A 24,002-nucleotide genomic window follows, 5' to 3' on the forward strand; every position below is an offset into this window, starting at 1 on the left:
ATAAAATGGTAAAGCCGCTCATTTTTCCGGAAGAAAAAATCCTGGCGCCCTATGCCGCCCACTCGGCACAAAGCCGCGGCCGCATGCACCCGGAGCCGGAGCATCCCTACCGTTCCCCCTTCCAGCGGGACCGGGAACGGATTGTCCATTCGACCGCCTTCCGGCGGCTGGAATACAAAACGCAGGTCTTCGTCAATTTGGAAGGGGATTTATACCGCACCCGGCTGACCCACACCATCGAGGTTTCCCAAATTGCCCGCTCGGCGGCAAGGGCGATGGGGTTGAACGAGGATTTAGCGGAGGCGATTGCGCTGGTGCACGATTTGGGGCACACCCCCTTCGGCCACACGGGGGAGGAAATTTTGAACGATTTGACCGCCGAGGCCGGCGGCTTCTCCCACAACCGCCAGTCCCTGCGGGTGGTGGACTGGCTGGAACAGAAATATCCGGATTTTTTGGGGCTGAATTTGACCTACGAGGTGCGGGAGGGAATCGTCAAGCACAAAACCGCAACCAAGCTCCCCGTGCCGAAGGAATTTCACCCCGAGGAGCAGCCCACGCTGGAATGCGACCTGGTCGACCTGGCGGATGAAATCGCCTACAACTGCCACGACGTCGACGACGGCCTCACCTCCGGAATTTTGACCCCGGAGCAGGTGAAAACCTTGCCCGTTTGGAAAAATCTGGAAAGCTCCGCCCTCCGGAAATTCAAACAGCTACCCTTTGCCCGCCTGCAAAGCCACGTCGTGCGGGAGATGATAAACCGGGAAGTGAACGACTTGGTGACGACCTCGCTGGAGGCGATTGAAAAGCGGAAAATCCGGAGTTTAACCGACGTTAGAAAAGCTCCAAAAAGCCCGCTCGGGTTTTCGGAAGGGATGAAGAAAGAGAACAAGGAGCTGCGGGCCTTTTTGAACGAAAATTTCTACCGCCACCACCGCTTGGTGCGAATGGCGGACAAGGCCAAACGGATTATTGCCGACCTCTTTTCCGCTTATGTTCGCAACCCCGACCTGCTCCCCCCCGGCACCCGCGCCCGGTTGAAAAAGGAGGGAGCAAAGCGGGCCGCCGCCGACTACATCGCCGGAATGACCGACCGCTATGCAATTTTGGAACACCAAAGATTATTCGACCCGGCCGAGCGGGTCTGATTAGGAAAATTTAAACGTAGAGGAACTTGCTCAAATCAATCCCGTAGTCGTGGGAGTTGAGCAACCGCTTGATGTTCCGGACGAACTGGCCGGAGTTCTGGTCCCGCTCCGCCAGGTCCACCACCTGAAAATCGGAAGTTTGGCCGGAGGGACCGGCAATCACCCGCACCTTGGGACGGTAAATGTTTTCCGGGTTGGTTTTATAGACGATCCCCACCTCGCCGGTGTCCAAAAGCACCAGCGACCCGATGGGGAAGACACCGACGGTGGAGACGAAGATTTTCAAGAGCAACGGGTCGTACTGGGTCCCGATTCCGGCGATCATCTTCTGGATCACCTCGTCCGGGGAAAACGGCTTGGCAAAATAAATCCGCCCGGAGGAAAGGGCGTTGAAAGTGTCGCAGATCTTGACGATCATCGGAAAAACACCCGGCACCCGTTTTTCCGTCAAAACCGGATAGCCGGTCTTGTCCTGGTTGACGTGGTGCAGAAAGGCGATCTCCGCCGCCCGGCCGGTGTACTCGTCCGTGCCGCGGGTCAAAATCACGGTCTTGGCCCCCAGAACGGGATGCCGCCGCATTTGTTTCCAGTCCTCCTCGTTGTATTCGGAGGGCTTGTTGATCAAATCGGCCGGCAGTTTGACTTTGCCAATGTCGTGGAAGAGCGCTCCGAATCCGAGAAGGGCCAAAGTTTTTTTATCCAGCCCCAGGCGGACGCCGAGTGAAATGGACAAAACCGCCACATTGACCGAGTGGGCGTAGGTGTAGTTGTCGTAATGCTTCAAGGCCGCCAGCTCCATCAAGGCCGCCTCGTCGGACATAATCTGGTCCACCAGCTCCTGCACCACCCGCTTGGCGGCGTTCAAGTTGGCCCCCTTGCCGGTGCGCGCCGCGGCCATCGTGGTCTCCACCAAGGAAACGGCCGTGGCGAAGGTCTTGCGGGCGGCGGCGCGGGACCCCTCCAGCTTCTCAATCTTTTTGGGGTCTTCCTTCTCAGCTTTCTGCTTGGGAACGATGTGGGTGATCTGCTCCCGGGCAAGCAGGTCCGGGAGCCCGTCCAGCTCCTCGGGCGGTTTTTTGAAGAGCGCCACGAAGCGGTCCAGCTCTTCGCGGGAAATCCCCGCCTCGAAAGAAAACCCCCCCAGGTTGTGGGAGGCCAGAAGCCCCACCACGAACTTGCTGGCGGCAAACCCCTCGAAATCGAACTTCAAGCGGGCGTCGTTGACGAACAAATGCCCGTCCAGGGTTTCCAAGAGGACGTTCCCCTCCCCCTCCAAAAGGCCGTTTACCGTGGCAAAAAAATGCTCCGCCTGCTTTTGATAGGAGGGGTGAGTGGCGGCGTACAGTTCGGCCGTGCGGAACAAAACGAAAAACCCGTTCACCAACTCCCGCTTGAGGTCAAGCCCCTTTTCCGAAACGGGTGCGGGGGGTTTGACGGCGGCCGGTTTGGCTCTCACTTTCGCTCCTTGGTCACGTATCCCGAGCGGGAAAGCGCCTCCTGCGCCCGCCGGGCGATCTCCTTGTCGCCGCTGCCGGCCAAATTGGTCAAAAAGGAGGCGGCCGCGTTGCCGCAAAAGCCCAAAGCCTCGACGGCCAGAAGCTTTTCGACCTGCAGCGCCTTCCGGCCGAAGAAGGAAAAACGCTTGATGCGGTTCACCAACGGCAGCACCGCTTCTTCCTGTCCGACTCTCGCGGCTGCTTCAAACCAGGCCTTTTTCTCCTCCCCGGATTTATGGGCGAAATCCTTGGCCTCCATCCCGGCCGCCAGGGGGGCCAAAAGCTCTTTGGTGGTGCAGCGGGAGAGAAGCTGCAGCGCCATGATGCGAATCTTTTCGTCGGCGTCCTTCAACGCCTCGGCCAAAAGCAGATACGCCTTGGGGGTGCCGATGCGCGCCAAGGCGGAGAGGGCCTCTTTTTTCACCCGGTTGTCCGGATGGGCCAAGGGCTTTTTCAAGTAATCCAGGGCCCGCTCCCCGCCGATTTTCCCCAAAACGGCGGTGACGTTGCGCACCACAAACCAGCGCTTGTCGAAAACGGCGTTGCCGACGATGTCCAAAACCTCGCTCCCCTTGACCTCCAACGCCTCGCAAACCGCCCGGCGGAAGGCGAAGCTTTCCAGATCCCCCAGCATCGCCACCATGTTGGCGAAGGCCGGCCGGCCCATAAAGGAAAGGTAGGTTTTAAAGTCGTTGACCGACGCCTCCGGATTGGAATTTACCGCCTTGACCAAGAGGGCCACCCGGGCCCGGTCCCCCGCGCGGGCCAAAAGCGTTTTCAACCGCTCCCGACGCTGCGGGTTTTCCTCGCCGATCAAATACCCCACTTCGCTGGCCGCCGTCAGAATTTTTGAACAGGCGGAAAAGTTGCCGGCCTTCAATTGTTCCTCAAAAAGTTTTTCCAAAAGCGTGACCGTTTCGTCGAAAGCCGGCCGGTCGGTCTCCAAAAACAGGGTCTCCCGCAGGATGAAAAGCGCCATCTCGAAAGAGTCGAAAGCCGCCTCGCGGGAGAGCCGCTCCAGAATCCCCTCCAACTCCTCTTTTTCGAGGTTCTGGGGGTCTCCCAAGCTCTCCACGATGGCCCGCACCTGGGGCTGGAAGCTCTGGCGGTCGTCTTTTTTCTCTTCCGCGGAAAGCTCCCCCTTTCCTTGTTCTTCCAGGGCGATTTCGCTGTACTCGATTTTGCCGGTGTCCTCTTTTTTGATTTCAAAGGGGGTCGTGTCCAAAGTTTGCATAAAAGGGGCTTCCACCACAGCAAAGCGGATGTGGCGCAAGTCCTTTTCCCACAACCGGGCCACCAGGTCGTCGGCCGCCGCCCCCCCGTTTTCCACCGCGGCCGCTTTCTCGGCCGCCTCCGCGATTTCCCGGAAGGTTTCCAGAAAGGCCAGAATCTCCTCCGGCGTCGTTTCCCCGGCGAAGGTTACTTCGCGGATGCCGTCCGTGTGCATCCGGGTGGCAATCGATTCCTCGCGGGTGGACTCCACGAAAACCTTTTCCTCCCCGCACCAGAATTCCCCCGGTTTGACGGCGAGCGTGATGGGGCCGCCGGAGGAGAGAAAGGCGCAGAATTTTTCGGAGAAGTTTTTCTTGAATTCCTTCGGCAGGGGGTTGTCCGGCGGGTAGAGCATCACCGTCTTCACGGTCTTGGAAAACAGGCCGAACAAAAACTTCAGCTCGTCGATTTTCGGTTTTTCGAGTGTCGCTTTTTCTTCCGTCAAGCGCTTTTCCCCGCAACAAAGGTTGCCGCGCGGCTTTCCGCAATCGGAAAGCCGTCCTTCTTTTTATCGGAAAAGCTTGCGAATTCTAAAGTTGCGGGGATTTCGAACGGACGATTAGCCCGCCGCGTCAAAGGGCTTGGTCTCCGGCTTTTTCCGCCATCCCTGGGACATCAAATAGATGCCGAAAAGGGACATCGCCACCAGAAGCAGATTCAGATGCAGCCGGGAGAACATTTCCTTGCCGGTGGACATTCCCCAGACGGTCGGGGGAATCCGGTCAAAAAGCAGATTGCCAAAAATGAAGTTAATTACCACCAGCCAGAGGATGACCCCGCCGGCGATGAGCTGGCGCCGTTCCGGCTTGCGGGTCAAGAGAAAGAGGGCAAAAAACCCCCCCGCCAGGCCGCAGATTGTGGGAACGAACGCGAAAAATGGGGAATTGGTCGCCAGCCCGGTGATAAAAAGCCAGATGACCGATCCCAAAGCGCCCCCCATAATGCCGATCGCCGCCCCTGCATTGTAGGTTTTTTCCATACTAAGTGTATCGGCAAATGGGAAGAAAGATTTTAGAGCGGGAAGCGGCTCGTGAACCGCCTTTATTCCACCGTGACGCTTTTCGCCAGATTTCTGGGCTGGTCCACGTTGCAGCCGCGCAAAACGGCGATGTGGTAGGCCAGAAGCTGGAGCGGAATAACCGAAAGCATCGGGGTCAAAACCGGCAAAGTCGGGGGAATGTAAATCACATGGTCGGCCAGACGGGCAATCTCCGTATCCCCTTCGGTCGCAACGGCAATCACCTGCCCCCGGCGGGCTTTTATTTCCTGAATGTTGGAGACCACCTTGTCGTAAATCGGGTCTTTCAGGGCAATCACCACCACCGGCATGTTTTCGTCAATCAGGGCAATCGGGCCGTGCTTCATTTCCGCCGCCGGATACCCTTCGGCGTGGATGTAGGAAATCTCCTTCAGCTTCAAAGCCCCTTCCAAGGCCACCGGGAAGTTGATGCCCCGACCCAAGTAAAGAAAATGCTCCTTGGTGTGGTATTTTTCCGCCAGCTTTTTAAGCTGGTCCTCCGTTCCGAGGATCTTTTGAACCAGAGCGGGGATCTTGTTGAGCTCGATGATAAATTCCCGCCCCCGCTCCAGGGACATTGTGCGGATGCGCCCCAAAAGCAGGGTAATCAAGGCCAAAGTCATCACCTGCCCGGTGAAGGCCTTGGTGGAAGCAACCCCGATTTCCGGCCCGGCGTGGATATAGAGACCGCCGGAGGCCTCGCGGGCTATCGTGGAGCCGACCACGTTGCAGATGGCCAAGACCTTCGCCCCCCGGCTTTTGGCTTCCCGCTGCGCAGCCGACGTATCCGCCGTCTCCCCCGATTGGGAAATGGCGAAAACGATGGTTCCGGGATTCACCACCGGCGAGCGGTAGCGGAACTCGGAGGCGTATTCCACCTCCACCGGGATGCGGGCGATTTCCTCCAGCATATATTCGCCGACCAAGGCGGAATGCCAGGAGGTGCCGCAGGCGGTGATGATGATCCGGTCTATATCCGCCAGCTCTTGCGGGGAAAGATGCAAGCCGGAAAGCCGCGCGGTGCCGTCGGTAAAGTTCAAGCGCCCGCGCAAACAGTTTTCCAGCGTGGTCGGCTGCTCGAAAATCTCCTTTTGCATAAAATGGGAAAACCCCTCTTTTTCCGCCTCCTCCAAGCTCCAGGAGATTTCTTCCAGCTTGGGGGTCACTTCCACTTTGTTTATGGTGGAAACGGAGAAACCGTCCTTGCGCACCCGGGCCACCTCTTTGTCTTCGAGATAAACCACCTGGTTGGTGTGGCGCAAAACGGCGGCGGCATCCGAGGCGACGAAGTTTTCCTTTTCCCCGCGGGCGATTAGAATGGGGGAACCCCGCCGCGCGGCGATGATTTCATCCGGGCAATCCTCGTGCAGAACGGCAATGCCGTAGGTTCCCTCCACTTTGGTCAAGGCTTCCCGCACGGCGTCCAGCAAATCCCCGTCGTAGTTTTCTTCAATCAGATGCGCCAGAACTTCCGTGTCCGTTTCCGTGCGGAAGATATGCCCCTTTTCCGCCAGAACCTCCCGCAGAGTTTTATAGTTTTCGATGATGCCGTTGTGAATCAGGGCCAGCTTTCCCTTGCAGTCGGTATGGGGATGGGCGTTGGAATCGTTCGGCTCCCCGTGGGTGGCCCAGCGGGTGTGGGCAAAACCGATGCTGGAGGAAAAGTTGTTCCCTTCCAAAATTTTGTCCAGAACGGCGATTTTGCCGGCCGCTTTTTTGATGACGAGCTTTCCCTTTTCCAAAAAGGCGACGCCGGCCGAATCGTACCCCCGGTATTCCAGCCGGTGAATCCCTTCCATCAAAATCGGGAGCGCCTTTTTCTCCCCCACGTAAGCCACAATGCCGCACATAAGTGTTTTCCCTAACCGGTTAACAGTTTTTTAAGTTCCCGGGCCTTGGTTTCCGCCCAATCCGGCCGGCCTTCGACCGCCAGCCGCCAAATCGGCTCGGTGTTGGAAAGCCGCACCTGAAACCAGCCCTCCGGAAAGCCGAGCCACAGCCCGTCTCTTTTATCTTTTCGGCCCTTTCGATGCAATTTTTCAATTTTCACCAGTTTCCCCTTTATATCCGACTTGGGGGTTAAAGTTCCCTTGGCCTTAATAAAGCTAAAGCGGGGGAGAGCGTCAACCGCCTGCGCCAGCGTTCTGCCGCTTTCGGCCAGATGCGAAAGCACCAAAGCCGCCCCCACCAAGGCATCCCGCCCCGGATGCAGTTGGGGCAGGATCACGCCCCCGTTCCCTTCGCCGCCGATAACGCCGCGGTATTTTTTCAAAGCCAAGGCCACATGCGCTTCCCCAACCGGCGTACGGTAGCATTTTTGACCGTATTTCTTGGCAACCTCGTCGTTCATTTGCGAAGTGGACAGATTCACAGCCACCGGCCCGGGCGTTTGGGACAAAACATAATCGACCGCCAAAGCCAAAGTGTATTCTTCTCCAATTGCTTTGCCCGCCTCCGAAACCAAAGCCAGCCGGTCGGCATCCGGATCGGTTGCCATACCCAGTTCGGCGTCCAATTCACGGACTTTTGCTTCCAACTGGCCCAGATTTTCCGGCACCGGCTCCGGATTATGGGGAAAACGGCCGTCCGGGGTTGTGTTGATAGCGGCAACTTCACATCCCATCCGTTTCAAAAGCAACGGCAGAGCGTAGTATCCGGCCCCATTGACGCAATCAATGGCAATTTTGAAACGTCGGGCGGCGATTTTTTCTTTTTTCACCAATCCGAGAGCCAAAATTTTCTCGATATGCGCTTCCACCGCCCCTTCCCAGCTTGCCTTTTTTCCTTGTTTGCCGGAACCCTTTCGAACCCGTGACGTTTTTGTCAATTTTTTTAACTTTTCCACCTGTTGCGGATTTAAAAAAGTGCTTTCCGGCCCAAAGAATTTGAGCGCGTTCCATTCCGCCGGGTTATGGCTGGCAGTGACCATAACCCCGCCGGCCAGTTTTTTCTCCAAAATGGCCATTTCGAGGGTGGGCGTCGGCACGATTCCTAGCATCAAAACATCGATTCCCGCCGCCATCAGGTTGTCGACCACCAGATTTTCGATGGCCACACCCGAAGGGCGGGTATCCCGCCCGACGGCCACCGTTCCTTTTTTGACCAACCGGGCGAAAGCGGAAGTGTAGGTGGTTATAATCTCCGGCGTCAGCGATTCGCCTACGATGCCGCGTATGCCGGAGACGGAAACGAGGGGCGCTGGCTTTGATTCCACAGTGCGAAATTAGAGCCGATTTCCGTTTTTGTCAAAGAAGGTTATATTGGGGGCAAACGGGCGGTTAGCTCAGTTGGTTAGAGCGTCTGCCTTACACGCAGAAGGTCAGAGGTTCGAGTCCTCTCCCGCCCAGTTTAAGACAGGGATTAGTGATTGGGGATTAGTAAAAACTGGATTAAAGCTACTCCACTCTAAAAATAACCGAGTCGATATACCAAGCCTTTGTCGGTTTCTGGTTGTAAATCGCGGGTTTAAAAAAGTATTGTTTTGTAGCTGTTATAGCAGATTCATAAAAAATCTCATTGGAGCCTTCCAAAATAATATTCTTTTCTACACGGCCGACCGAATCAACCAACAACCCCAAAACCACACGACCCCAAATCTTATTTATTCGGGCAATCGCCGGATACTCGGGTTCGATTCTCTGAATTAAAATCGGTTTTTCATCAAAGGGAGGCTTAGCAAAAACTATGGCAGTCGTATCGAGGGTGAGATCCATAGGTATATCTATACGTACCCCAGCCTCATTCTGTTCCTTCGTCTTACTAATAGAAACCGAATCCTTAGGGCTTTCAATATTAGGTTTTGTATTAGCGTTCAAGTACGTTTTTTTCCACAAATAAAAAGCCATCGGAATGTTATACCAAAATTTTATCGGTTTTTCATTTTGAATGACGGGTTTAAAAAGCCATTGCTTCGCCGCTTCCACAGCCGCCTTGTTAAAAATCTCGTTTTCACATTTAACTACCCTTGCAGTTTCCACAACACCTGTATCTCCGACTCGAACAGCCACGACAACCTGACCTTCGATTTTCTCTTCATAGGCCTCTTTAGGATAAATTGCCTCAACCTTCTTCAAAACGACTGGCTCCTCATCTATCGCTGTTATCCCGTCAGACGCATTTACAAAACCAAAAAAGAATAGAGGCAAAAACAAGCTGATAAAAATCCTTCTCTTCACCGGTTCATTCCTTTACGAAAGATATACGCTGTTAAAGTAGTAAGACGATAAATAAAAAAAAGCCCTCCTCGGCGGAGGGCTTTTTTGGGGCAAACCCCTATTAGTATTTCTTTTTCTCCGTCGTGGCCGGCTTGATTTCCTTCGAACCATCCATCTCAGCCATCATCGTCACGCACAGCGCGTGAAAGTCCGATATCTTGGCCTGAACGGCAGGGTCGCTGGACGAAAACACCAGCAAATCGCCGGTTTCGGTCTTGCCGTAGCTTGCCTGCGCCCCGGCTTTCACCACACCGCGCATACTCCGGCAATGCTCGCACAGGTCGGTTTTGGCTTGGTCGTCGGTCATTTGCACAGCCGTTGCAAAGCCCGCGCTCCACTTATCACAAAGCCCGTGGTAGGTGGCCACCAGCTTGGGGTCGGTGATCGTGCCGGTCATCGCCATTCCGTTGTCCAGCTTTATCACTTCCATTTTCGTTACCGGCATCAACTGCTCCATCGAGCCGACCATATTTTTACAGACCGCGCACTTCATCGCTTCGGCTTTGAATTGCTCCATCATCTTGGGGTCCATCGTCCCTTTTTTGGCATCCCCGGCCCAAACCAGAGCGAAAGCCAAAACGACAAAGAGCGCTGACAGTATGACTTTTTTGGTCATTATTTTCACCTCCTTATGGGATTGAAAAACATCGCGTACGTCAAAAAAGTTCCTCCAACAGTCATTTATACGGGTGGAATTAAAATCGTTCCAAAGTAATTGTCAACGATTCAAATAAAAAAAGCCCTCCTCGGCGGAGGGCTTTTGGGTGTAATCGGATTAGTATTTCTTGGCCGTGGTTTTGGCACCAGCAGCCGGGGTTTCCATCGAGGCGGCCATCATCGCGCACTTCTCGTGGAGGGTGGTAAGCTGGGTCTGAACGCCGGGGTCGGAAGAGGTTAAAACCATCACGCTCCCGTTTTTGGTGTCCCCGTAGCTCATATGCGCGCCAGCCTTCATTGCCGTGCGCATATCCTGGCAGAACTGGCACAGGTCGGTTTTCGCCTGTTCATCGCTCCAGCCAAGCGTGGCTTCGCCCGCCTTGTTGGCGGCGTTGCAGGCGGCGTGGAAGGCCGCAACTTTTGCGGCGTCGCTGCTCTTCACCCAGTGGCGGATAGCCAGACCGTCATTGAGCTTGGCCGCTTCCATGCCCATTGGGCCGATTTCGTCCATGTGCATGGCCACGTTCTTACAAACCGCGCACTTCATCATCTCGGCTTTCATTTGCTCCATTTGAGCGTTGCCGGCGGCTTTTTTATCGCCGGCCCAAACGAGACCGATTGCCAGAATGACAAAGAGCGCTGCGGTTAAGACTTTTTTAGTCATTTTTTCACCTCCTTTATGAGATAGAGAAAACATTGCAGGTTTCAAAAATGTTCCTCCAACATTCATTTATACTGCGGGAATTAAATTCGTTCCCAACTAAATGTCAACCAGCCGGAAAACTCCGGGTTTTCGGGATGCCTAACCGTTCGGTTTTATTTCCCCCGTTTTGGGACGGACGAGGTCAAAGATGTCCGTTACCCGGCAGTAGGAAGAACCGGCCAGGCGGCCGATGGGGGCCAGCTTTTTCAAGTCGATGCGGAAATTGTCGAACAGTTCATCGGCTACGTGAAACAAAACCACTTCGCCGATAACCACCGTGCCGCCCAAAGGTCCGGTTCCCACCGTGACCATTTGGAGCAGTTTGCATTCCATATTGATGGGGGATTCTTTGACCCGGGGCGGTTTTACTTTTTGCGAGGGAACGGGGGTCAGGCCCGACTCGGCAAACTCGCTTATCTCCGGCGGAAATTCAGCCGAAGTCAAATTCATCTTTTCAGCGATCGCTTCGGTGACAACGTTCACCACGAATTCACGGGTGGCGGTGATGTTCCGCAGGGTGTCTTTGGTCTTGCTGTCCGAGGCGCGGACGAGCGGGCAAAACAACACCGCGGGGGGATTGCCGGAAACGCCGTTGAAAAAGGAAAAGGGGGCCAAGTTCGTGGCCCCCTCCGAGTTTTGGGTGGAGACAAAGGCGATGGGCCGGGGAACAATCGACCCAATCATCAACTTATAGATGTTTTTTGGGTCGTTGGCCTTGGGGTCTATAATCACCCCTTTTTGGCTCCCACCGGCTTTTTGCTGTTCCCCGGGGTTTTTCCCGTCTTGGCCATCGCCGTGGCGGCCGCTTTGACCGCTTCGGCCGGACGGTGGGGAGCCGGCTTTTTCACATCCTCCAGCCAGGACTTCCAGTATTCCTTCCAGTCCACCGCTTCACCCGCGGGGGTCAGATGCAAGGGGTTCAAGCCGTCTAACATCACGGCATATTCATCCGTTTCTGTTTTGGTCGCCTGCGCCAAGCGGGCCTGCGGATGGGGACCGTGGTGGATGCCGCGCGGGTGCAAGGTCAGCATCCCGGCGTAAATGTTGTGCCGGGAAAAGAAATTCCCCTCGTGGTAGAAAATCACCTCGTCGTAGTCAGTATTCCGGTGGAAAAACGGCACCTTCACCGCTTCCGGATCCTGCTCTAAGGGGCGGGGCAGAAAGGAGCAGACCACCGCCCCTTGGGTGACGAAGGTGGTGTGGGCCGAGGGGGGCAGATGCGCTCGGTGGCTCATAATCGGCCGGATGTCCCGCATATTGATTTTCCATACGGTCAAATCCCCCTTCCAACCCACCACGTCCAGCGGGTTGAAGGGATAGAAAAGGGAGGAGTACTCCCCGTCCGCCTTGACGCGCACTTCCCATTCCCGCTCCTCGTTAATCGGCTGCGGTTCGGGGGTGGTAACGACGGCCGGGTCGTAGAGGGCATGCTGTCCCAAAAGCCCCTTTTCCGGCTCTTCAAATTCAGTTTTCGACTCCATTACCAAAAAGAAATTATCCTTCGTTTGGGGAACGATGCGGTGGGTGACCGAACGGGGGACGATGAGGTAATCTCCCGGCTCAAAATCCAAAGGTCCGAAATCGGACTCCAAGCGCCCCTTGCCGCGATGCACGAACCAGAGCTCATCCCCGTCCGCGTTGCGCCGGTAAAACGGCATCGGCTCTGTGCGGCGGGAAACGTAGAGGATAATGTCGTTGTTCCCCATAAAGGCGACTGGCTCCCCTTTGGCGCTTTTCTGGTCGGCCGGCTCCAGCTTGTTCAAATCCAAACAGTGGGGACGCAGTTTTCCTTCAAAACGAATCCAAGCGGTCGGCGGATGGGTGTGATAGAGATGGGCCGACTTGCCGTAAAACCCCTTGCGGCCGTGCTCTTCTTCAAACGTCCCTTCCGGCAGCCCCACGTGGGCCTGCTGGGCGGCTTTTCCTTTTTTCAATGGGTAATTCATGACTTGCTCCTTTCGATACCGCCTGAAGTTTGCAACCTCTTTATTTTTTTACCACTCGATTCCGCAATATACCAATTTTTTCGATTTCCAGCTCGATAACGTCCCCCGGTTTGACCCAGCGGTCCAGTTCTAACCCACAGCCGCTGCCGACCGCGCCGGAGCCCAAAACGTCGCCGGGATAAAGCGTTTCCTCCTTGGAAGCGAAGGCGATCATCTGTGAAAATGAATAATGCATCTTTCCGGAATTTCCTTCCGACCAAACCTCGCCGTTAATCCGGGCAGTCATTTTTAGCCGGTGCGGATTGCCGACTTCATCCGGCGTAACCAGAGCGGGCCCCAAGGCGGTGGCAAAATCCTTCCCCTTGGCCGGGCCGAGCCGGATTTTCATTTCTTTTTTTTGAACATCCCGGGCCGAAAAATCGTTCATCACCGTAAAACCGGCGATGAAGTCAGCCGCCCGCTCCTCCGGAATGTTTTTCCCCTTCTTGCCGATGACGCAGGCCAGCTCCAGCTCGTAGTCGAATTTTTCTGTGAAGCTGGGCCAGGTGACCTCCTCCTCCGGCCCGATAATGGACTGGTGGCTCCCTTTGTAATAGACGGGCATTTCGTACCACTCCGGCGGCACCGGCTCGCCGCGCAGTTCAAACGCTTTTTTGACGTGTTGCTCGAAGGTATAAAAATCCCGCAGGGAAGTCGGGTTGGGCAACGGGGCTTTCGATTTCACTTCCTCCGGACGATAAAACAACCGTTCCCCTTCTTCGCCAACGGAGATTTTTCCCGACTCCAAATCTGCTTTCAAGGCGGCAAGGGCCTCCTGGGCTCTAAGCATCGAATTTTTCTCCCCTCGCAGAAAGGAAAGCATATCGGCCGGCACAAACGCATCGGCCAAGCGATACGGCTGGGCCTGTCCCGCTTTTTTAAGCTGATAGGCGCAGGCGAAGTTCAAGTCGACGATCCCCTTATCCGTCTGGGCGCCCAAGCGGCGTTTGCGGCCGACCGGGGTGGCTACCTCAAAGGTAACCAGCCGCATTTATAAATTTCCGCGGCGGGCCTGCTCCCGCTCGATTGACTCAAAAAGCGCCTTGAAGTTCCCTTTGCCGAAACTTTTGGAACCCTTGCGCTGTATCACTTCAAAAAAGAGGGTGGGACGGTCCTCCACTGGCTTGGTGAAAATCTGCAGCAAATATCCTTCGTCGTCCCGGTCAACCAGAATTCCCAACTTTGCCAATTGGTCCACCGGCTCGTCGATTCTTCCCACCCGCTTTTGCAAATCTTCGTAGTAGCTGGTGGGAACATAAAGAAAATCGAGCCCCTGCGCGGTCAGCTTGGTCACGGTGTCGATGATGTTGTCCGTGGCCATGGCGATATGCTGCACGCCAGGGGTCTTGTAGTAGTCCAGATATTCCTCGATTTGGGATTTTCTCTTCCCCTCCGCCGGCTCGTTGATGGGAAATTTGATTCTCCCGTTGCCGTTGGTCACCACCTTGGACATCAAGGCCGAATATTCCGTGGAGATATCCTTGTCGTCGAAATGCTTGAAGAGCCGGAATCCCATGATCCGCTCATAGAAATCGACGAATTTGTTCATCTCGTTCCAGCCAACATTCCCCACCACGTGGTCAACAATCTTCAGCCCAACCGGATGAGCCAGTTTATCCGGTTGGGGAACCGGTTTGTAGCCGGGCAAGAACGCCCCCTTATAGTTTTTCCGTTCCACAAAACTGTGAAAAGTCTCGCCGTAGGTGAAAATGGCCGATTTTTTCACCTCGCCGAATTCGTCTTTCAAGACAACCGGTTCATAAGCCGCCCGCGCCCCCCGCTTGGTTGTCTCGGCAAACGCCCGCTCGGCGTCATCCACCCACAGAGCGATGTCTTTGACGCCGTCCCCATGCAGTTTGATATGCTCGGAAATGGGGTGTTCCGGCTGCAGGGGCGTGGTTAAAACGAAACGGATTTTCCCTTGCTCCAGAACATAGGAGGCCCGGTCCCGCACGCCGGTTTCCAGGCCGGCGTAGGCAACGAGTGAAAAACCGAGCACGTTGCGGAAAAAAAACTGGGATTGTTTGGCGTTGCCGACGTAGAATTCGAGGTGATCAATCCCGTTGATGGGCAAAAAATCCTGTGCGGTCTGGATTTTCTCGGTGCTTTCCTGCCCTTTGGCCATTCGACCTCCTAACTGCCGACCAAAGCCGGCTGGGCTTTCAGAATTTTTTCCAACGCTTCAATCAAAACTTGATTCTCCTCTTCCGTCCCGACCGAAATACGGATTCCCTGCGGCAGATCGGAGGCCTCCTGCGGCCGGACGATGATCCCCTTCGTGAGCAAGGTTTGGAATAGATTTTGTGCCATCTCCGCGCCGGGTAGCAAGACCAAAACAAAATTTGCATCGGACGGAATCACCTGGAAACCGAGCTCGGATAGCGATCCAAACAAAAACTTCCGCCCTTTGCGGTTGTTTTCCAAGGTCTTTTCGAGAAATTCGGAATCCTCCAAGGCCCCCAAACCGGCTGCCTGGGCCGCATGAGAGGGCTCGAAGGGCAGCTTGACTTTGAGCAGGTTTCTTATCAATTCCCCGTGGGCAAACCCGTAGCCGATGCGGAAACCGGCCAGCCCGTATGCTTTGGAAAAGGTGCGCAAAGTTATCACATTGTCGTGGCGATAGGCCATCGAGTCGGGATAGTTCCGATTTTCCCCGGCAAACTCAAAGTACGCCTCGTCCAAAATGACCAAAAGCCGCTCCGAAACTTTCTTCAAGAAGGCCTCGAATTCAGTACGGGTGAAAATGGTGCCGGTGGGGTTGTTCGGGTTGGCCAAATATAGAATCTTGGTGTTTTCGTTTATTCTTTCCGCCATGGCCGCTAAATCGAACCGCCAATCACCGGTCAAAGGAACTGTGTTAACCTTGACTCCCCGCGAGCGGGCCAAAACCATAAAACCGAGAAAAGTGTGCTCGGCGGTCAAAACTTCATCCCGGTCGGCCAAAAAGGTGCGGATGATGTTGGACATGATCCCCTCCGAACCGGCCCCGGCGATGACGTTTTCCAGCTTCAAACCGAACCGCTCCGCCAAGACCGTCCGCAGACACAAACCGCCGTCCGGATACAGATGCGAACCGGAAAGCGACTTTTTGACCTCATCCAACGCCTTGGGAGAAGGCCCCAACGGGTTTTCGTTGGAGGCCAGCTTGATGACGCGCGAAAGCCCGTAGGTCCGCTTGATTTCCTCTATCGATTTGCCTGCAACGTACGGGCGCAAGCTTTCGATATAGGACGGCACCAAGCTCATTTTCGCATTTCTCCCAGCCAAAAAGATACCCAAAACGGCCTGTTTGGCAAGCTGGACGCTACTTGACCGCTTTCCAGACCCCGGGCGTGGCGATTTCCAAAACGTTGCCGGAAGGGTCACGGAAATAAAGTGAGCGGGCGGAGCTTTTCCAGGTGACCTCTTTTTCAATTATAACCTTCTTTTCCGCCAAATAATTTTTCCAGACCTCGTACTCATTTTTATCAATTTCAAAAGCGATATGCCCCGGGCCGTTCGTCCCGTGCGGCGGCAGGTTGGTTTTCTTGAGCGATTCCGGCGCGTAGAAAATCAAAAGCATATCGACTCCGACCGTATAGGCCAAGCTTCGACCCGGCTCCTTGGTCAAAAGTGGAAGTGCCAGCACATCCGAGTAAAATTTCTCTGCAGCGTCCATATCGACGGCATAGAGCACCGTTTCAAGAATGCGGGAAAGTTCGGGCATTCGACCCTACCCGGGAATCCAGATTTTTTCGGCCCAAATCAGCTCGGCGTTTCCCAAGGCCAATGCCGAAGACGACTCGGTATAGAAGAAAAACCCCTTAAGACTGGCCAAATACTTGAACTTAGGACCGAAAAAGCTCCCCTTGGCGCCGACCACCCAGGGGGAATCCGCCTTTCCCAAAAGCTGCATAAAAACCTCCGGTTCCACTTTGACGATTCCCCCCATCGCCTTTGTGGCTTGGGCTAGGGCGGCCGCGGCCGCCGCGTGAATCGCCACATGCGCCCCACCAGCCATACTACCTCCTTTCTTTTTTAATCTCTCCCCGCGGCAAAATCAGATTGGTAATCAAAGCCACCGCGCAGAGTTTCTTGTTGGAGTCAAAGACCTTCACTTCGGCAATCGAGGTCTTGCCGCCGGAATGCAAAATAACCGCCTCCGCGTATGCCTTCTTCGTGATGAGCGGGGCGATATAGTTGATTTTCAGCTCGACCGTGATGGCATCCCGCTCGGGGTAAAGCAGCGTGTTGGCGGCGTAGGTGGCGGCCGTGTCGGCAAGGGAAGCCAAAACCCCGCCGTGCATAAAGCCGTGCACCTGTCCCAGTCGGCGTTCAAAGTCAATCGAGACGCGGGCCGCACCGGCGCCGACCGTTCCCAACTTCATTTTAAGGTTGGATATAAAGGGAACGGCGGAGAATCTTCTTTTCAGCGCCCGCGCCGTCTTTACGGAAAGTTTTTTCATCACGCCACCTCCACCAGCAAAACGCCGATTAAAACCACGATGCCGGCAAGCACGAATCCCAACGAAAAACGCTCGCCGTAAAAAGCAAACGAGAAAAGAGCCGTCACCACCGGCTGAAAGTTGTTCACCACCGCCACCCGAGAGGCCTCCATTTTCGAGAGGGCATAGTACCAGAGAATATAGGCGATTCCAGAGGTCAAAAAGGCGATGTAACCGAGCGAGAGCAGAGCTTTGGTGGAAACCGAACCCCAATCGTATTGCAGAGCCGGCACGATGCCAAACGGGAGGGAAAGAAGGGTGCCGATGGCCACGGCGGCAAACGTCAGAAAGGGGGGGCCGTATTTGGACAGATACGGCTTCCCCATCACGGTATAGGCGGCCCAGGCAAAAACGGCAAGCAGTATTAGAAAATCGCCAAAGAGGTATCGGGTCTCAAATTTCAGCCCCTTTTCCAGCATGATGTAGAGAACGCCTAAAAAGGCCAGGGCAATGCCGAAGACCTTTTGCCAGCGAAACTCCTCCTTCAGGTAAAAATGCGCAATCAGGAAAACCGAAACGGGTAACGTGGAGTACAAAAGGGCGGCATGGGTGGGGCTGGTGTAGGAAAGCCCCCAGAGAAAAAGCCCCTGGTTGATGGGAATTCCGAGCAGCCCCAGAAGGAAAAACCCCTTGTAATCCTCCCTTTCAATCCGGCGCATGTTTCCGGATAGAAGGGTCAAAACCAGAAGAAAGAGGGCGGAAAGAACAAAGCGGGCGGTCGCCAGATCAATGACCGGTAATTCCAACAGGGCAAATTTGGCCACCAAAAAGGTGCCGGAGGCCAGAAGCAACTGGGCCGAAAGAGCGATTACAACGGGGAGAGGCGGCCTCGCCATAAGGAATGGGCAATCTATCCGAGCGGGGAAGTTTTGACAAGCGGCAATTCGTGCCTATACTTGCCGGTTGTGACGGCAAAAGTGAACGGGAGAAGCTAAACTGGAAAACTTCCTTCTTTTTTCGCGCTCGCTGGTGCTGCCCATCCCCCCGCTTTTGGGAATCGCCCTCCTTTCGATCTGGCTGGAGAAAAAATTTCCCTTTGGCAGTAAGCTGAAAAACGCCCCCGGCGGCCTCTTTTTGGGGGAGGGGCTTTTCCGCTTTCTATGGTGTCTTTTGTTTTGCGATTTGATTCCCGCCGGGATCTACTTTCAATTCCGGCCGGAGCTGTTCTCCTCCTCTTTGGTGACCGCGCTGGCCGCCACGGCCGTGATTTTTCTTCTGGGGTTTTTGCCGCTGGCCGTTCTTTTGGGCGGCCGGTACAATTTCGACTGGGGATATCTATTCTTCACGCTTCTTTGGATTTTCGCGGCCATGAGCGTATCCTTGTGGGGGATACAGAAAGCGTATGGGGTATGAGCGCCCCTCTTTCCAGGCGAACGAAGTCGATGGCCGCCTATAGGCGGCATTTCCCGCTTACGAATATCTACTTAAACACCGCCTCCGTCGGGCCGCTGTCCCTATTTGTCAAAAAGAAACTGGCGGAGTTTGATAAGCGTTGGCTGGCGGGGGATACCCGTTTCGACGAGGAAACGTTCCGGATGCTGGAGGAAATCCGTAAAATGTGCGCCCGGCTGATTGGCGCCGACCCGGAGGAAATCGGTTTTTGCCCCAGTACCTCCCACGGGTTGAACGTCTGCATCTCCGGGCTGGACTTAAAACCGGGAGACGAGGCGGTGGTTTCCGAACTGGAATTCCCGGCCGGCGTGTATGCCCTGAAGTTGCTGGAGCAGAAGGGGGTAACCACCCGCTATTTAAAAACCGAGAAGGGCTACCTGACGCCGGAAGAGCTGGCGGTGGGTCTAACGCCGCAGACCAAGGTGTTTTTGACCTCCTACGTGCAGTTTTTCAACGGATACAAACATGACTTGGCCGCCTTTTCCGAAGTTTGCCGTCATAATGGGACGCTCTTGGTGGTGGACGGCATTCAGGGAGTCGGCAATCAATTGCTGGACGTGCACCAAACTGGCGTGGACTTTTTGGCCGCCAGCGGGCAGAAATGGCTCCTTTCCGCCGGGGGAACCGGCTTTTTTTATTGCTCAAAAACCCTTTTGGAAAAGCTTCGGCCCACCTATTTCAGCTGGATGGGGGTGGACTGGAAACTGGACTGGTCGGATTTGTGGAAGAAAGATTTAAAGCCGTTCGATTCCGCCCGCCGCTTCGAGATCGGCTCCTATCCGCATCAGGCCATCCGCCACTTTTACTGGTCGCTGGCGCTTCTGCACAAAGTCGGCATTGCCAAAATCGAGCGTTACAACAAAACCCTGCTCGATTTGTTGATTGATTATCTGTCCGACTCTCCCTATCATTTGCGCGGCTCGCTGGAAGAGCCCCACCGCTCCTCGATTCTTTCCTTCACCCACCCGAAAGTCGAGGAGCTGGTGCGCTATTTGAGAATCAAAAAAATCATCGTCAGCTTGCGGGAAGGAGGCGTGCGGGTCTCGGCCAACTTTTACAACACACCTCGTGACATCGAGCGCTTAATTGCCGAGCTGAAACGTTTTGCCGGCCGGAAAGTCCGAAAAAAATGAACTTGGCCGGGAACGGGTCTATATGGCTGGAGGTATCAAAGTTACAAGCATCTACGATTCTTCCCGTAAACCAAACGAAAGCCAAAGAAAAGGAGGACCTATGCGCAGGATGCTTTGGTTGGTACTAATTTTTGCCGCCCTCGCAGCGTTGGGCGGCTGCGGCGGCTACCGCACGGTGGTCGTGGCGGAAAGCGAGCCGCCCGGGCAAATTCGCGCCTCCCGCGTGCACACCCGCAACGGGATTCGTTTTTACGAACGCGCTCACTACCGCAAGGCGATTGTCCAGTTCGAACTGGCGATTGCCAAAGACCGTTCCAACTGGGAGGCTCACTATTATTTGGCAGAGTGCTATCGTGAACTGCGGGAGTACGACCCCTGTTTGAAACATTACCGCATCGTCCTGGAACTGCGTTCCGAGCCGGCCTGGGTCGCGCGGGTGGAATACAAAATCGGCTGGGTGTACGAAAAACAAAGAAAGTACCGGGAGGCCCGCTCCCATTACGAACTGGCCTTGGTCGCCGTTCCGAACCACCGGGAGGCGCGGGAGGCCAAACGGCGGCTGGAATCGAAAAAATACCGGGATTGGGAGGATGGCGAAGACGATGATGACCGCCGCCGGGACCGGGGAAAAAAGGAAGACGACAATTAGGCCGGATTTTTCCGAATAAAAAAGCGCCCGCACGGGCGCTTTTTTTATTGCCCGTTGTTTCCCTCTTGGGTCAAATCGGGCTTAGGAAAAGGGAAAAACAGCCGAAAATAGGATATGGCGTTCCGGGTGACCGGGAGTCAGACTTGGGAGTTCCTTTGAACCCTGAAACCAAAAAATAAAGGAGGGCATATGCGCAAGCTTTTGGGATGGGGACTTTTGCTGGGTCTCTTTTTGACCGGTTGCACCGCCTCGCGGACGGTCATTGTGCACGAACGGACCACGCCCCCTCCGCCGTCGGAAGCCAGAACGCCGGGGCTGGAAAACGCCTCCCGCGTGCACACCCGCAACGGCATCCGTTTTTATAATCGGGGGCATTACCGCAAGGCCATTCAGCAATTCGAGCTGGCGCTGGCCAAAGACCCCTCCAACTGGGAAGCACATTTCTATCTGGGGGAATGCTACCGGGAATTGCGGGATTGGGACCGCTGCCTGTCGCATTACCACCGGGTTCGGGATTTGCGTCCCGGCGAACGGGTTTGGGTGGCCAAGGTGGAGTTTTCCATCGGGCTGGTGCACGAGCGGCGCGGGCATCTGGCCAAAGCGCACGAGCATTACGATTTGGCCCTGGTTGCCGTGCCCGACTTTGAACCGGCGGTTAAAGGAAAATCCCGGTTGGCCGGTAAAAAATATCAGGATGACGACGGCAAAACCCGCGGTAAGGGAAAGCATTACAATTACAAGGGCAAAAATGACTGAAATGCCCGCCCTACAAAAAAAGCGCCCCTGCGGGCGCTTTTTTTGTAGGTATTTGTAAGAGATGAATCGCAAATACGCCCCTCTTGAAATTTCCCAAATTATTTTTCGGCCTTCTGTTTGGCGCCGGGAATGAGGACAAAAACCTTGTCCTTGCCGCGCACCACGCGCAAAAGCAGTTGCGACTTTTTGGCGTGCTTGTCAATGGCCGTTTTGAACGAGGGCAAATCGGTCACGTCGGTCTCTTCGACTTTGACGATCACATCCCCTTCGGAAAGTTTCCCCTGAAAGGCCGCCCCCCCCACCTCGACGAAGCTGACCAGAACCCCCAGCTTGTCCGGCAGGGCGTACTGGCGGTAGAGCCCCTCGGTAATCTCTTTGACCGTAAAACCGAGCCCGGTTTCAAATTCCTCCGGCTTGACCTTGGGCTGGGAACCGACGTTCAAAACCAGTTTCTTTTCCTCCTTGCCGCGGCGGATTTTCAGTTCAATCGGTTCTCCCACCGGCGTCTCGGAAATGCTCAAGCTGAAGGCGTTTAAGTCGTCCTCTTTTTCGGCCGTCACTTCCTTTTTGCCGACCGCCGTGACGATGTCTCCGGCCTTTAACCCGGCCTTCTCGGCGGGAGAACCTTCCAAAACGTCGGCAATCAAAACGCCGGAAAGCTCCGGCTCCCCAAAGTAACGGGCAAACTCCCGGTTGAAGGGCTGAATGACCACGCCGATCCAACCCCGTTCAATGGTGCCGGAGGCGATTACCTTTTTCTCCACCTCCTTGGCCATGTTAATCGGAATGGTGAACCCCTGTCCCCGCCCCAAACCCATCGAGTTGATGCCGATGACTTCCCCTTTGAGGTTAACCAAAGGCCCCCCCGAGCTGCCGGGGTCAATGGCGGCGTCGGTCTGCAGAAAATCGTTCACGAACGGCACTTCCCGCCCGAAGGTGGGCATCACCCGCCCCTTGCCGGACACGATGCCGAAGGAGACCGTGCGGTCAAAGCCGTAGGGGTTCCCCACGGCAATCACCCACTCCCCCACCTTGGTCAAATCCGAGTTGCCCAGCTTGGAGAGGGTGAGTTTCTCCGGGGTGTTCACCTTGATGACCGCCAAGTCGGTCTGCTTGTCCACGCCGATTAAGTCCGCCGGATATTCCCGCTTGGAGGGGAGGGTGACCATAATCTGCTGGGCGTTGTCCACCACGTGTTCGTTGGTCAAAATGTAGCCGTCCTCGTGGGTCACCACGCCGGAGCCCATCACCTTGAACTTCCGGTCGTCCACCTTTTGGACAACCTCGATATGCACCACCGAGTTTTTGACCGAATTGGAGACCGAGATAATGACCTGCTGCAGTTCTTCGAAGGTTTTGAGGACGTCCTTTTTCTGTCCCCAACCGGCGGCGGGGAAATAGGCAAGAACCAGCATGAGCATGACAACTTGGCTAAACTTTTTCATCTTTTTTCCTTTCGACTTTTGCAAAAACCAACAACCCTGTCATTACCTTCTATCGGTATATTATATGCAAAAAAAAACTTAAAAGGGAAGGGAATTGTTATCTTATTACCGGCCGTGAAAACGCTCAAACCGTTGATTGCGCTGGTTCTTTCCACCCTCGTGGGATGGGGACTTGCGGCTCCCTTTGGCGCCTGCCAGTCCCAAAGCCCCGCCCCCGATGACGAGTTGGTAAAAATTGCCCCCCAAAGCATTCTGGATTCCTGCAAGGAGGCGGAAAGAAAGTTCAGAATCTATCTGGCCCGCTTCAGCCCTAAAGAGTTAAGGGATACGGCTGTTTGGAGGGGCAACGCACTGCGCGCAGGGAGCTTTTGGATGGGGGATTTGGGCCCCGACTCGGCAGAATACGCCATCATCCACTATCGCTGTTTCGAATCCGGCTACCTGGCCGTTTTGAAAAAGAACCAAAAACAAGAGCACAAACTGCTGTGGCAGAGCCCCGATTTCGGAATCGGCGTGAAATTTGGCCGACTCGGCGAGCCGCAGGACATTAACAAAGACGGAAACAAGGAGATTTTTTTCTATCATCCTGAAAGAAATGCCATGGATACGACGCTTGAGTTATATGGCTGGGATGGAAAAACCGCTCAAGTCATAGGCCGGGTTACGGGAAATTCCATCGTGATTACAGACCTGAACGGGGACGGGATGAAGGAAATTATTGCAAACCATAAACGCTACGTTTGGAGTCAGGCCGTGGATACGCTCGTGACCTATTCCGAATTTTATCGATGGGATGGAAAGGCCTACAAGCACTATGATACAAAGAAAACAACCACGCCCGTCAAAGATTAGAGGGCGGGCAAAATAGTTTCCGGTTCCAAAAGAATTTCAGCTTTTAACTCAAGTCAAAAACTTTCGTAAGCCCTGCGCCTTTTTCTTTGAGCTCTTTTACGGCTTTTTCACTATCTCCCGGCTTGACGTCCACGCCCCGGATGGCGTCTTCTAAAAGTATTACTTCAAAACCGGTGTTTAAAGCATCCAAGACCGTGGCCCGGACGCAGTAGTCGGTGGCCAGCCCGCCGACAAAAACCCGCTTTATCCCTTCCCGTTTGAGCCGGGTTTCCAAATCGGTCCCCTGAAAGCCGGAGTAAGCGTCCTTGTCACGTTCAAACGCCTTGCTTATCACCCAGGTGCGGGAGATCTCCAAATCCGGGTGAAATTTGGCGCCATGCGTGTTCTGAATGCAATGCGGCGGCCAAGGGCCGCCCCGGCCCATGAAGGAAGAGTGGTCTTCCGGGTGCCAGTCGCGGGTGGCAAAGATGTGCCGGAAGAACTTTTGCGCGTGGTTTAACGGTTTGACCACCATATCCCCTTCCCGGACGGCCAACGCTCCGCCCGGGCAGAAGTCGTTTTGTACGTCAACCATTATCAATGCGTCGGTGCCCAAGTTTATCTTCATACTGTATTTGTCACCCTTTACGCTCGCACGCAAAGCAGCAAAACAAAGGAAACCAAACCACCTTTATTCACGTAAGCTAAAATAGAGATTTGAAGAAGATTTGAAAACAGTCCCTTTCCGGTTAAAGGTGAAAGGCCGCCCAAAAGGCGGCCTTCCTGTTTTACGGGAAAGTTTTCCATTTCTTACAA

At 54.8% G+C, this 24,002-nt stretch carries 25 protein-coding genes and 1 tRNA gene; 7 read left to right on the top strand and 19 right to left on the bottom strand.

All coding sequences use genetic code 11. The features are described 5' to 3' along the window. Window positions 1–5 precede the first annotated feature (5 nt). Complete coding sequence (locus VNL73_01895; GenBank protein HXF48163.1) at window positions 6–1,151, top strand: deoxyguanosinetriphosphate triphosphohydrolase; 1,146 nt, start codon at window positions 6–8, stop codon at window positions 1,149–1,151. 10 nt (window positions 1,152–1,161) lie between these two features. Here the strand turns inward: VNL73_01895 and VNL73_01900 are convergent, their stop codons facing one another. The 5 genes from VNL73_01900 to glmM all read right to left on the bottom strand — a co-directional run bounded on the left by VNL73_01900 (window position 1,162) and on the right by glmM (window position 8,151). Next, on the bottom strand, window positions 1,162–2,607 hold the full coding sequence (locus tag VNL73_01900; GenBank protein ID HXF48164.1) for an HD domain-containing phosphohydrolase: 1,446 nt from the start codon (window positions 2,605–2,607) through the stop codon (window positions 1,162–1,164). Next, entirely contained in the window at window positions 2,604–4,364 is a 1,761-nt protein-coding gene (locus VNL73_01905; GenBank protein ID HXF48165.1) for a HEAT repeat domain-containing protein, read from the bottom strand. Before VNL73_01905 ends, VNL73_01900 begins: the two co-directional genes overlap by 4 nt. A 114-nt stretch (window positions 4,365–4,478) precedes the next feature. Then, window positions 4,479–4,898, bottom strand: coding sequence for a hypothetical protein (locus tag VNL73_01910; protein HXF48166.1), 420 nt, complete (start codon window positions 4,896–4,898; stop codon window positions 4,479–4,481). Between the two features lie 62 nt (window positions 4,899–4,960). Continuing rightward, window positions 4,961–6,787 carry a glutamine--fructose-6-phosphate transaminase (isomerizing) gene (gene glmS / locus VNL73_01915; GenBank protein ID HXF48167.1) on the bottom strand — a complete coding sequence of 609 codons (1,827 nt, stop codon included), beginning with the start codon at window positions 6,785–6,787 and terminating at the stop codon, window positions 4,961–4,963. Between the two features lie 11 nt (window positions 6,788–6,798). After that, window positions 6,799–8,151 carry a phosphoglucosamine mutase gene (gene glmM / locus VNL73_01920; GenBank protein HXF48168.1) on the bottom strand — a complete coding sequence of 451 codons (1,353 nt, stop codon included), beginning with the start codon at window positions 8,149–8,151 and terminating at the stop codon, window positions 6,799–6,801. 58 nt (window positions 8,152–8,209) lie between these two features. Here glmM and VNL73_01925 point away from each other — a divergent pair. Next, window positions 8,210–8,283 (top strand) — tRNA-Val (locus VNL73_01925). Between the two features lie 49 nt (window positions 8,284–8,332). Here VNL73_01925 and VNL73_01930 read toward each other — a convergent pair. The 12 genes from VNL73_01930 to VNL73_01985 all read right to left on the bottom strand — a co-directional run bounded on the left by VNL73_01930 (window position 8,333) and on the right by VNL73_01985 (window position 17,816). Beyond that, window positions 8,333–9,112, bottom strand: coding sequence for an energy transducer TonB (locus tag VNL73_01930; protein ID HXF48169.1), 780 nt, complete (start codon window positions 9,110–9,112; stop codon window positions 8,333–8,335). Between the two features lie 100 nt (window positions 9,113–9,212). Further along, the gene (locus tag VNL73_01935) at window positions 9,213–9,767 is read right to left on the bottom strand and encodes a hypothetical protein (protein ID HXF48170.1); all 555 of its coding nucleotides are present in this window, start codon (window positions 9,765–9,767) and stop codon (window positions 9,213–9,215) included. A 159-nt stretch (window positions 9,768–9,926) separates the two neighbouring features. Beyond that, entirely contained in the window at window positions 9,927–10,472 is a 546-nt protein-coding gene (locus VNL73_01940; GenBank protein ID HXF48171.1) for a hypothetical protein, read from the bottom strand. Between the two features lie 138 nt (window positions 10,473–10,610). Further along, entirely contained in the window at window positions 10,611–11,243 is a 633-nt protein-coding gene (locus VNL73_01945; GenBank protein ID HXF48172.1) for a flavin reductase family protein, read from the bottom strand. Next, window positions 11,240–12,457, bottom strand: a complete 1,218-nt coding sequence (locus VNL73_01950) for a homogentisate 1,2-dioxygenase (GenBank protein HXF48173.1) — start codon at window positions 12,455–12,457, stop codon at window positions 11,240–11,242. The genes VNL73_01945 and VNL73_01950 overlap by 4 nt, the downstream gene beginning before the upstream one ends. A 40-nt stretch (window positions 12,458–12,497) precedes the next feature. Continuing rightward, window positions 12,498–13,487: a fumarylacetoacetate hydrolase family protein gene (locus VNL73_01955; protein HXF48174.1), complete on the bottom strand. Its 990-nt coding sequence runs from the start codon at window positions 13,485–13,487 to the stop codon at window positions 12,498–12,500. Further along, window positions 13,488–14,621, bottom strand: coding sequence for a 4-hydroxyphenylpyruvate dioxygenase (gene hppD / locus VNL73_01960; GenBank protein HXF48175.1), 1,134 nt, complete (start codon window positions 14,619–14,621; stop codon window positions 13,488–13,490). A gap of 8 nt (window positions 14,622–14,629) precedes the next feature. Further along, entirely contained in the window at window positions 14,630–15,742 is a 1,113-nt protein-coding gene (gene hisC / locus VNL73_01965) for a histidinol-phosphate transaminase (protein HXF48176.1), read from the bottom strand. Window positions 15,743–15,800: 58 nt separating this feature from the next. Beyond that, on the bottom strand, window positions 15,801–16,202 hold the full coding sequence (locus VNL73_01970) for a VOC family protein (GenBank protein ID HXF48177.1): 402 nt from the start codon (window positions 16,200–16,202) through the stop codon (window positions 15,801–15,803). 6 nt (window positions 16,203–16,208) lie between these two features. Beyond that, entirely contained in the window at window positions 16,209–16,496 is a 288-nt protein-coding gene (locus tag VNL73_01975) for a hypothetical protein (protein HXF48178.1), read from the bottom strand. A 1-nt stretch (window position 16,497) separates the two neighbouring features. Further along, a complete protein-coding gene (locus tag VNL73_01980) occupies window positions 16,498–16,941 on the bottom strand; it encodes a PaaI family thioesterase (GenBank protein ID HXF48179.1) in 444 nt (147 codons plus the stop codon). Beyond that, complete coding sequence (locus VNL73_01985; GenBank protein ID HXF48180.1) at window positions 16,941–17,816, bottom strand: DMT family transporter; 876 nt, start codon at window positions 17,814–17,816, stop codon at window positions 16,941–16,943. Before VNL73_01985 ends, VNL73_01980 begins: the two co-directional genes overlap by 1 nt. Before the next feature lie 133 nt (window positions 17,817–17,949). Here VNL73_01985 and VNL73_01990 point away from each other — a divergent pair, with 133 nt between their 5' ends. From VNL73_01990 to VNL73_02005, 4 genes are all read left to right on the top strand, one after another. Then, window positions 17,950–18,333, top strand: coding sequence for a hypothetical protein (locus VNL73_01990; protein ID HXF48181.1), 384 nt, complete (start codon window positions 17,950–17,952; stop codon window positions 18,331–18,333). Window positions 18,334–18,362: 29 nt separating this feature from the next. Beyond that, complete coding sequence (locus tag VNL73_01995) at window positions 18,363–19,505, top strand: aminotransferase class V-fold PLP-dependent enzyme (GenBank protein ID HXF48182.1); 1,143 nt, start codon at window positions 18,363–18,365, stop codon at window positions 19,503–19,505. 100 nt (window positions 19,506–19,605) lie between these two features. Further along, window positions 19,606–20,154 carry a tetratricopeptide repeat protein gene (locus VNL73_02000; protein ID HXF48183.1) on the top strand — a complete coding sequence of 183 codons (549 nt, stop codon included), beginning with the start codon at window positions 19,606–19,608 and terminating at the stop codon, window positions 20,152–20,154. 189 nt (window positions 20,155–20,343) lie between these two features. Further along, window positions 20,344–20,910, top strand: a complete 567-nt coding sequence (locus VNL73_02005; GenBank protein ID HXF48184.1) for a tetratricopeptide repeat protein — start codon at window positions 20,344–20,346, stop codon at window positions 20,908–20,910. Window positions 20,911–21,008: 98 nt separating this feature from the next. On the opposite strand, the gene VNL73_02010 is transcribed toward VNL73_02005, so the two are convergent. Then, window positions 21,009–22,355, bottom strand: coding sequence for a trypsin-like peptidase domain-containing protein (locus VNL73_02010; protein ID HXF48185.1), 1,347 nt, complete (start codon window positions 22,353–22,355; stop codon window positions 21,009–21,011). A 114-nt stretch (window positions 22,356–22,469) separates the two neighbouring features. Between VNL73_02010 and VNL73_02015 the strand changes: the two genes are divergently transcribed. After that, the gene (locus VNL73_02015) at window positions 22,470–23,207 is read left to right on the top strand and encodes a VCBS repeat-containing protein (protein ID HXF48186.1); all 738 of its coding nucleotides are present in this window, start codon (window positions 22,470–22,472) and stop codon (window positions 23,205–23,207) included. 43 nt (window positions 23,208–23,250) lie between these two features. On the opposite strand, the gene VNL73_02020 is transcribed toward VNL73_02015, so the two are convergent. Then, on the bottom strand, window positions 23,251–23,814 hold the full coding sequence (locus VNL73_02020) for a nicotinamidase (protein HXF48187.1): 564 nt from the start codon (window positions 23,812–23,814) through the stop codon (window positions 23,251–23,253). Window positions 23,815–24,002: the final 188 nt, after the last annotated feature.

It is taken from the genome of Verrucomicrobiia bacterium (assembly GCA_035574275.1).
Lineage (GTDB): Bacteria > Zixibacteria > MSB-5A5 > DSPP01 > DSPP01 > DSPP01.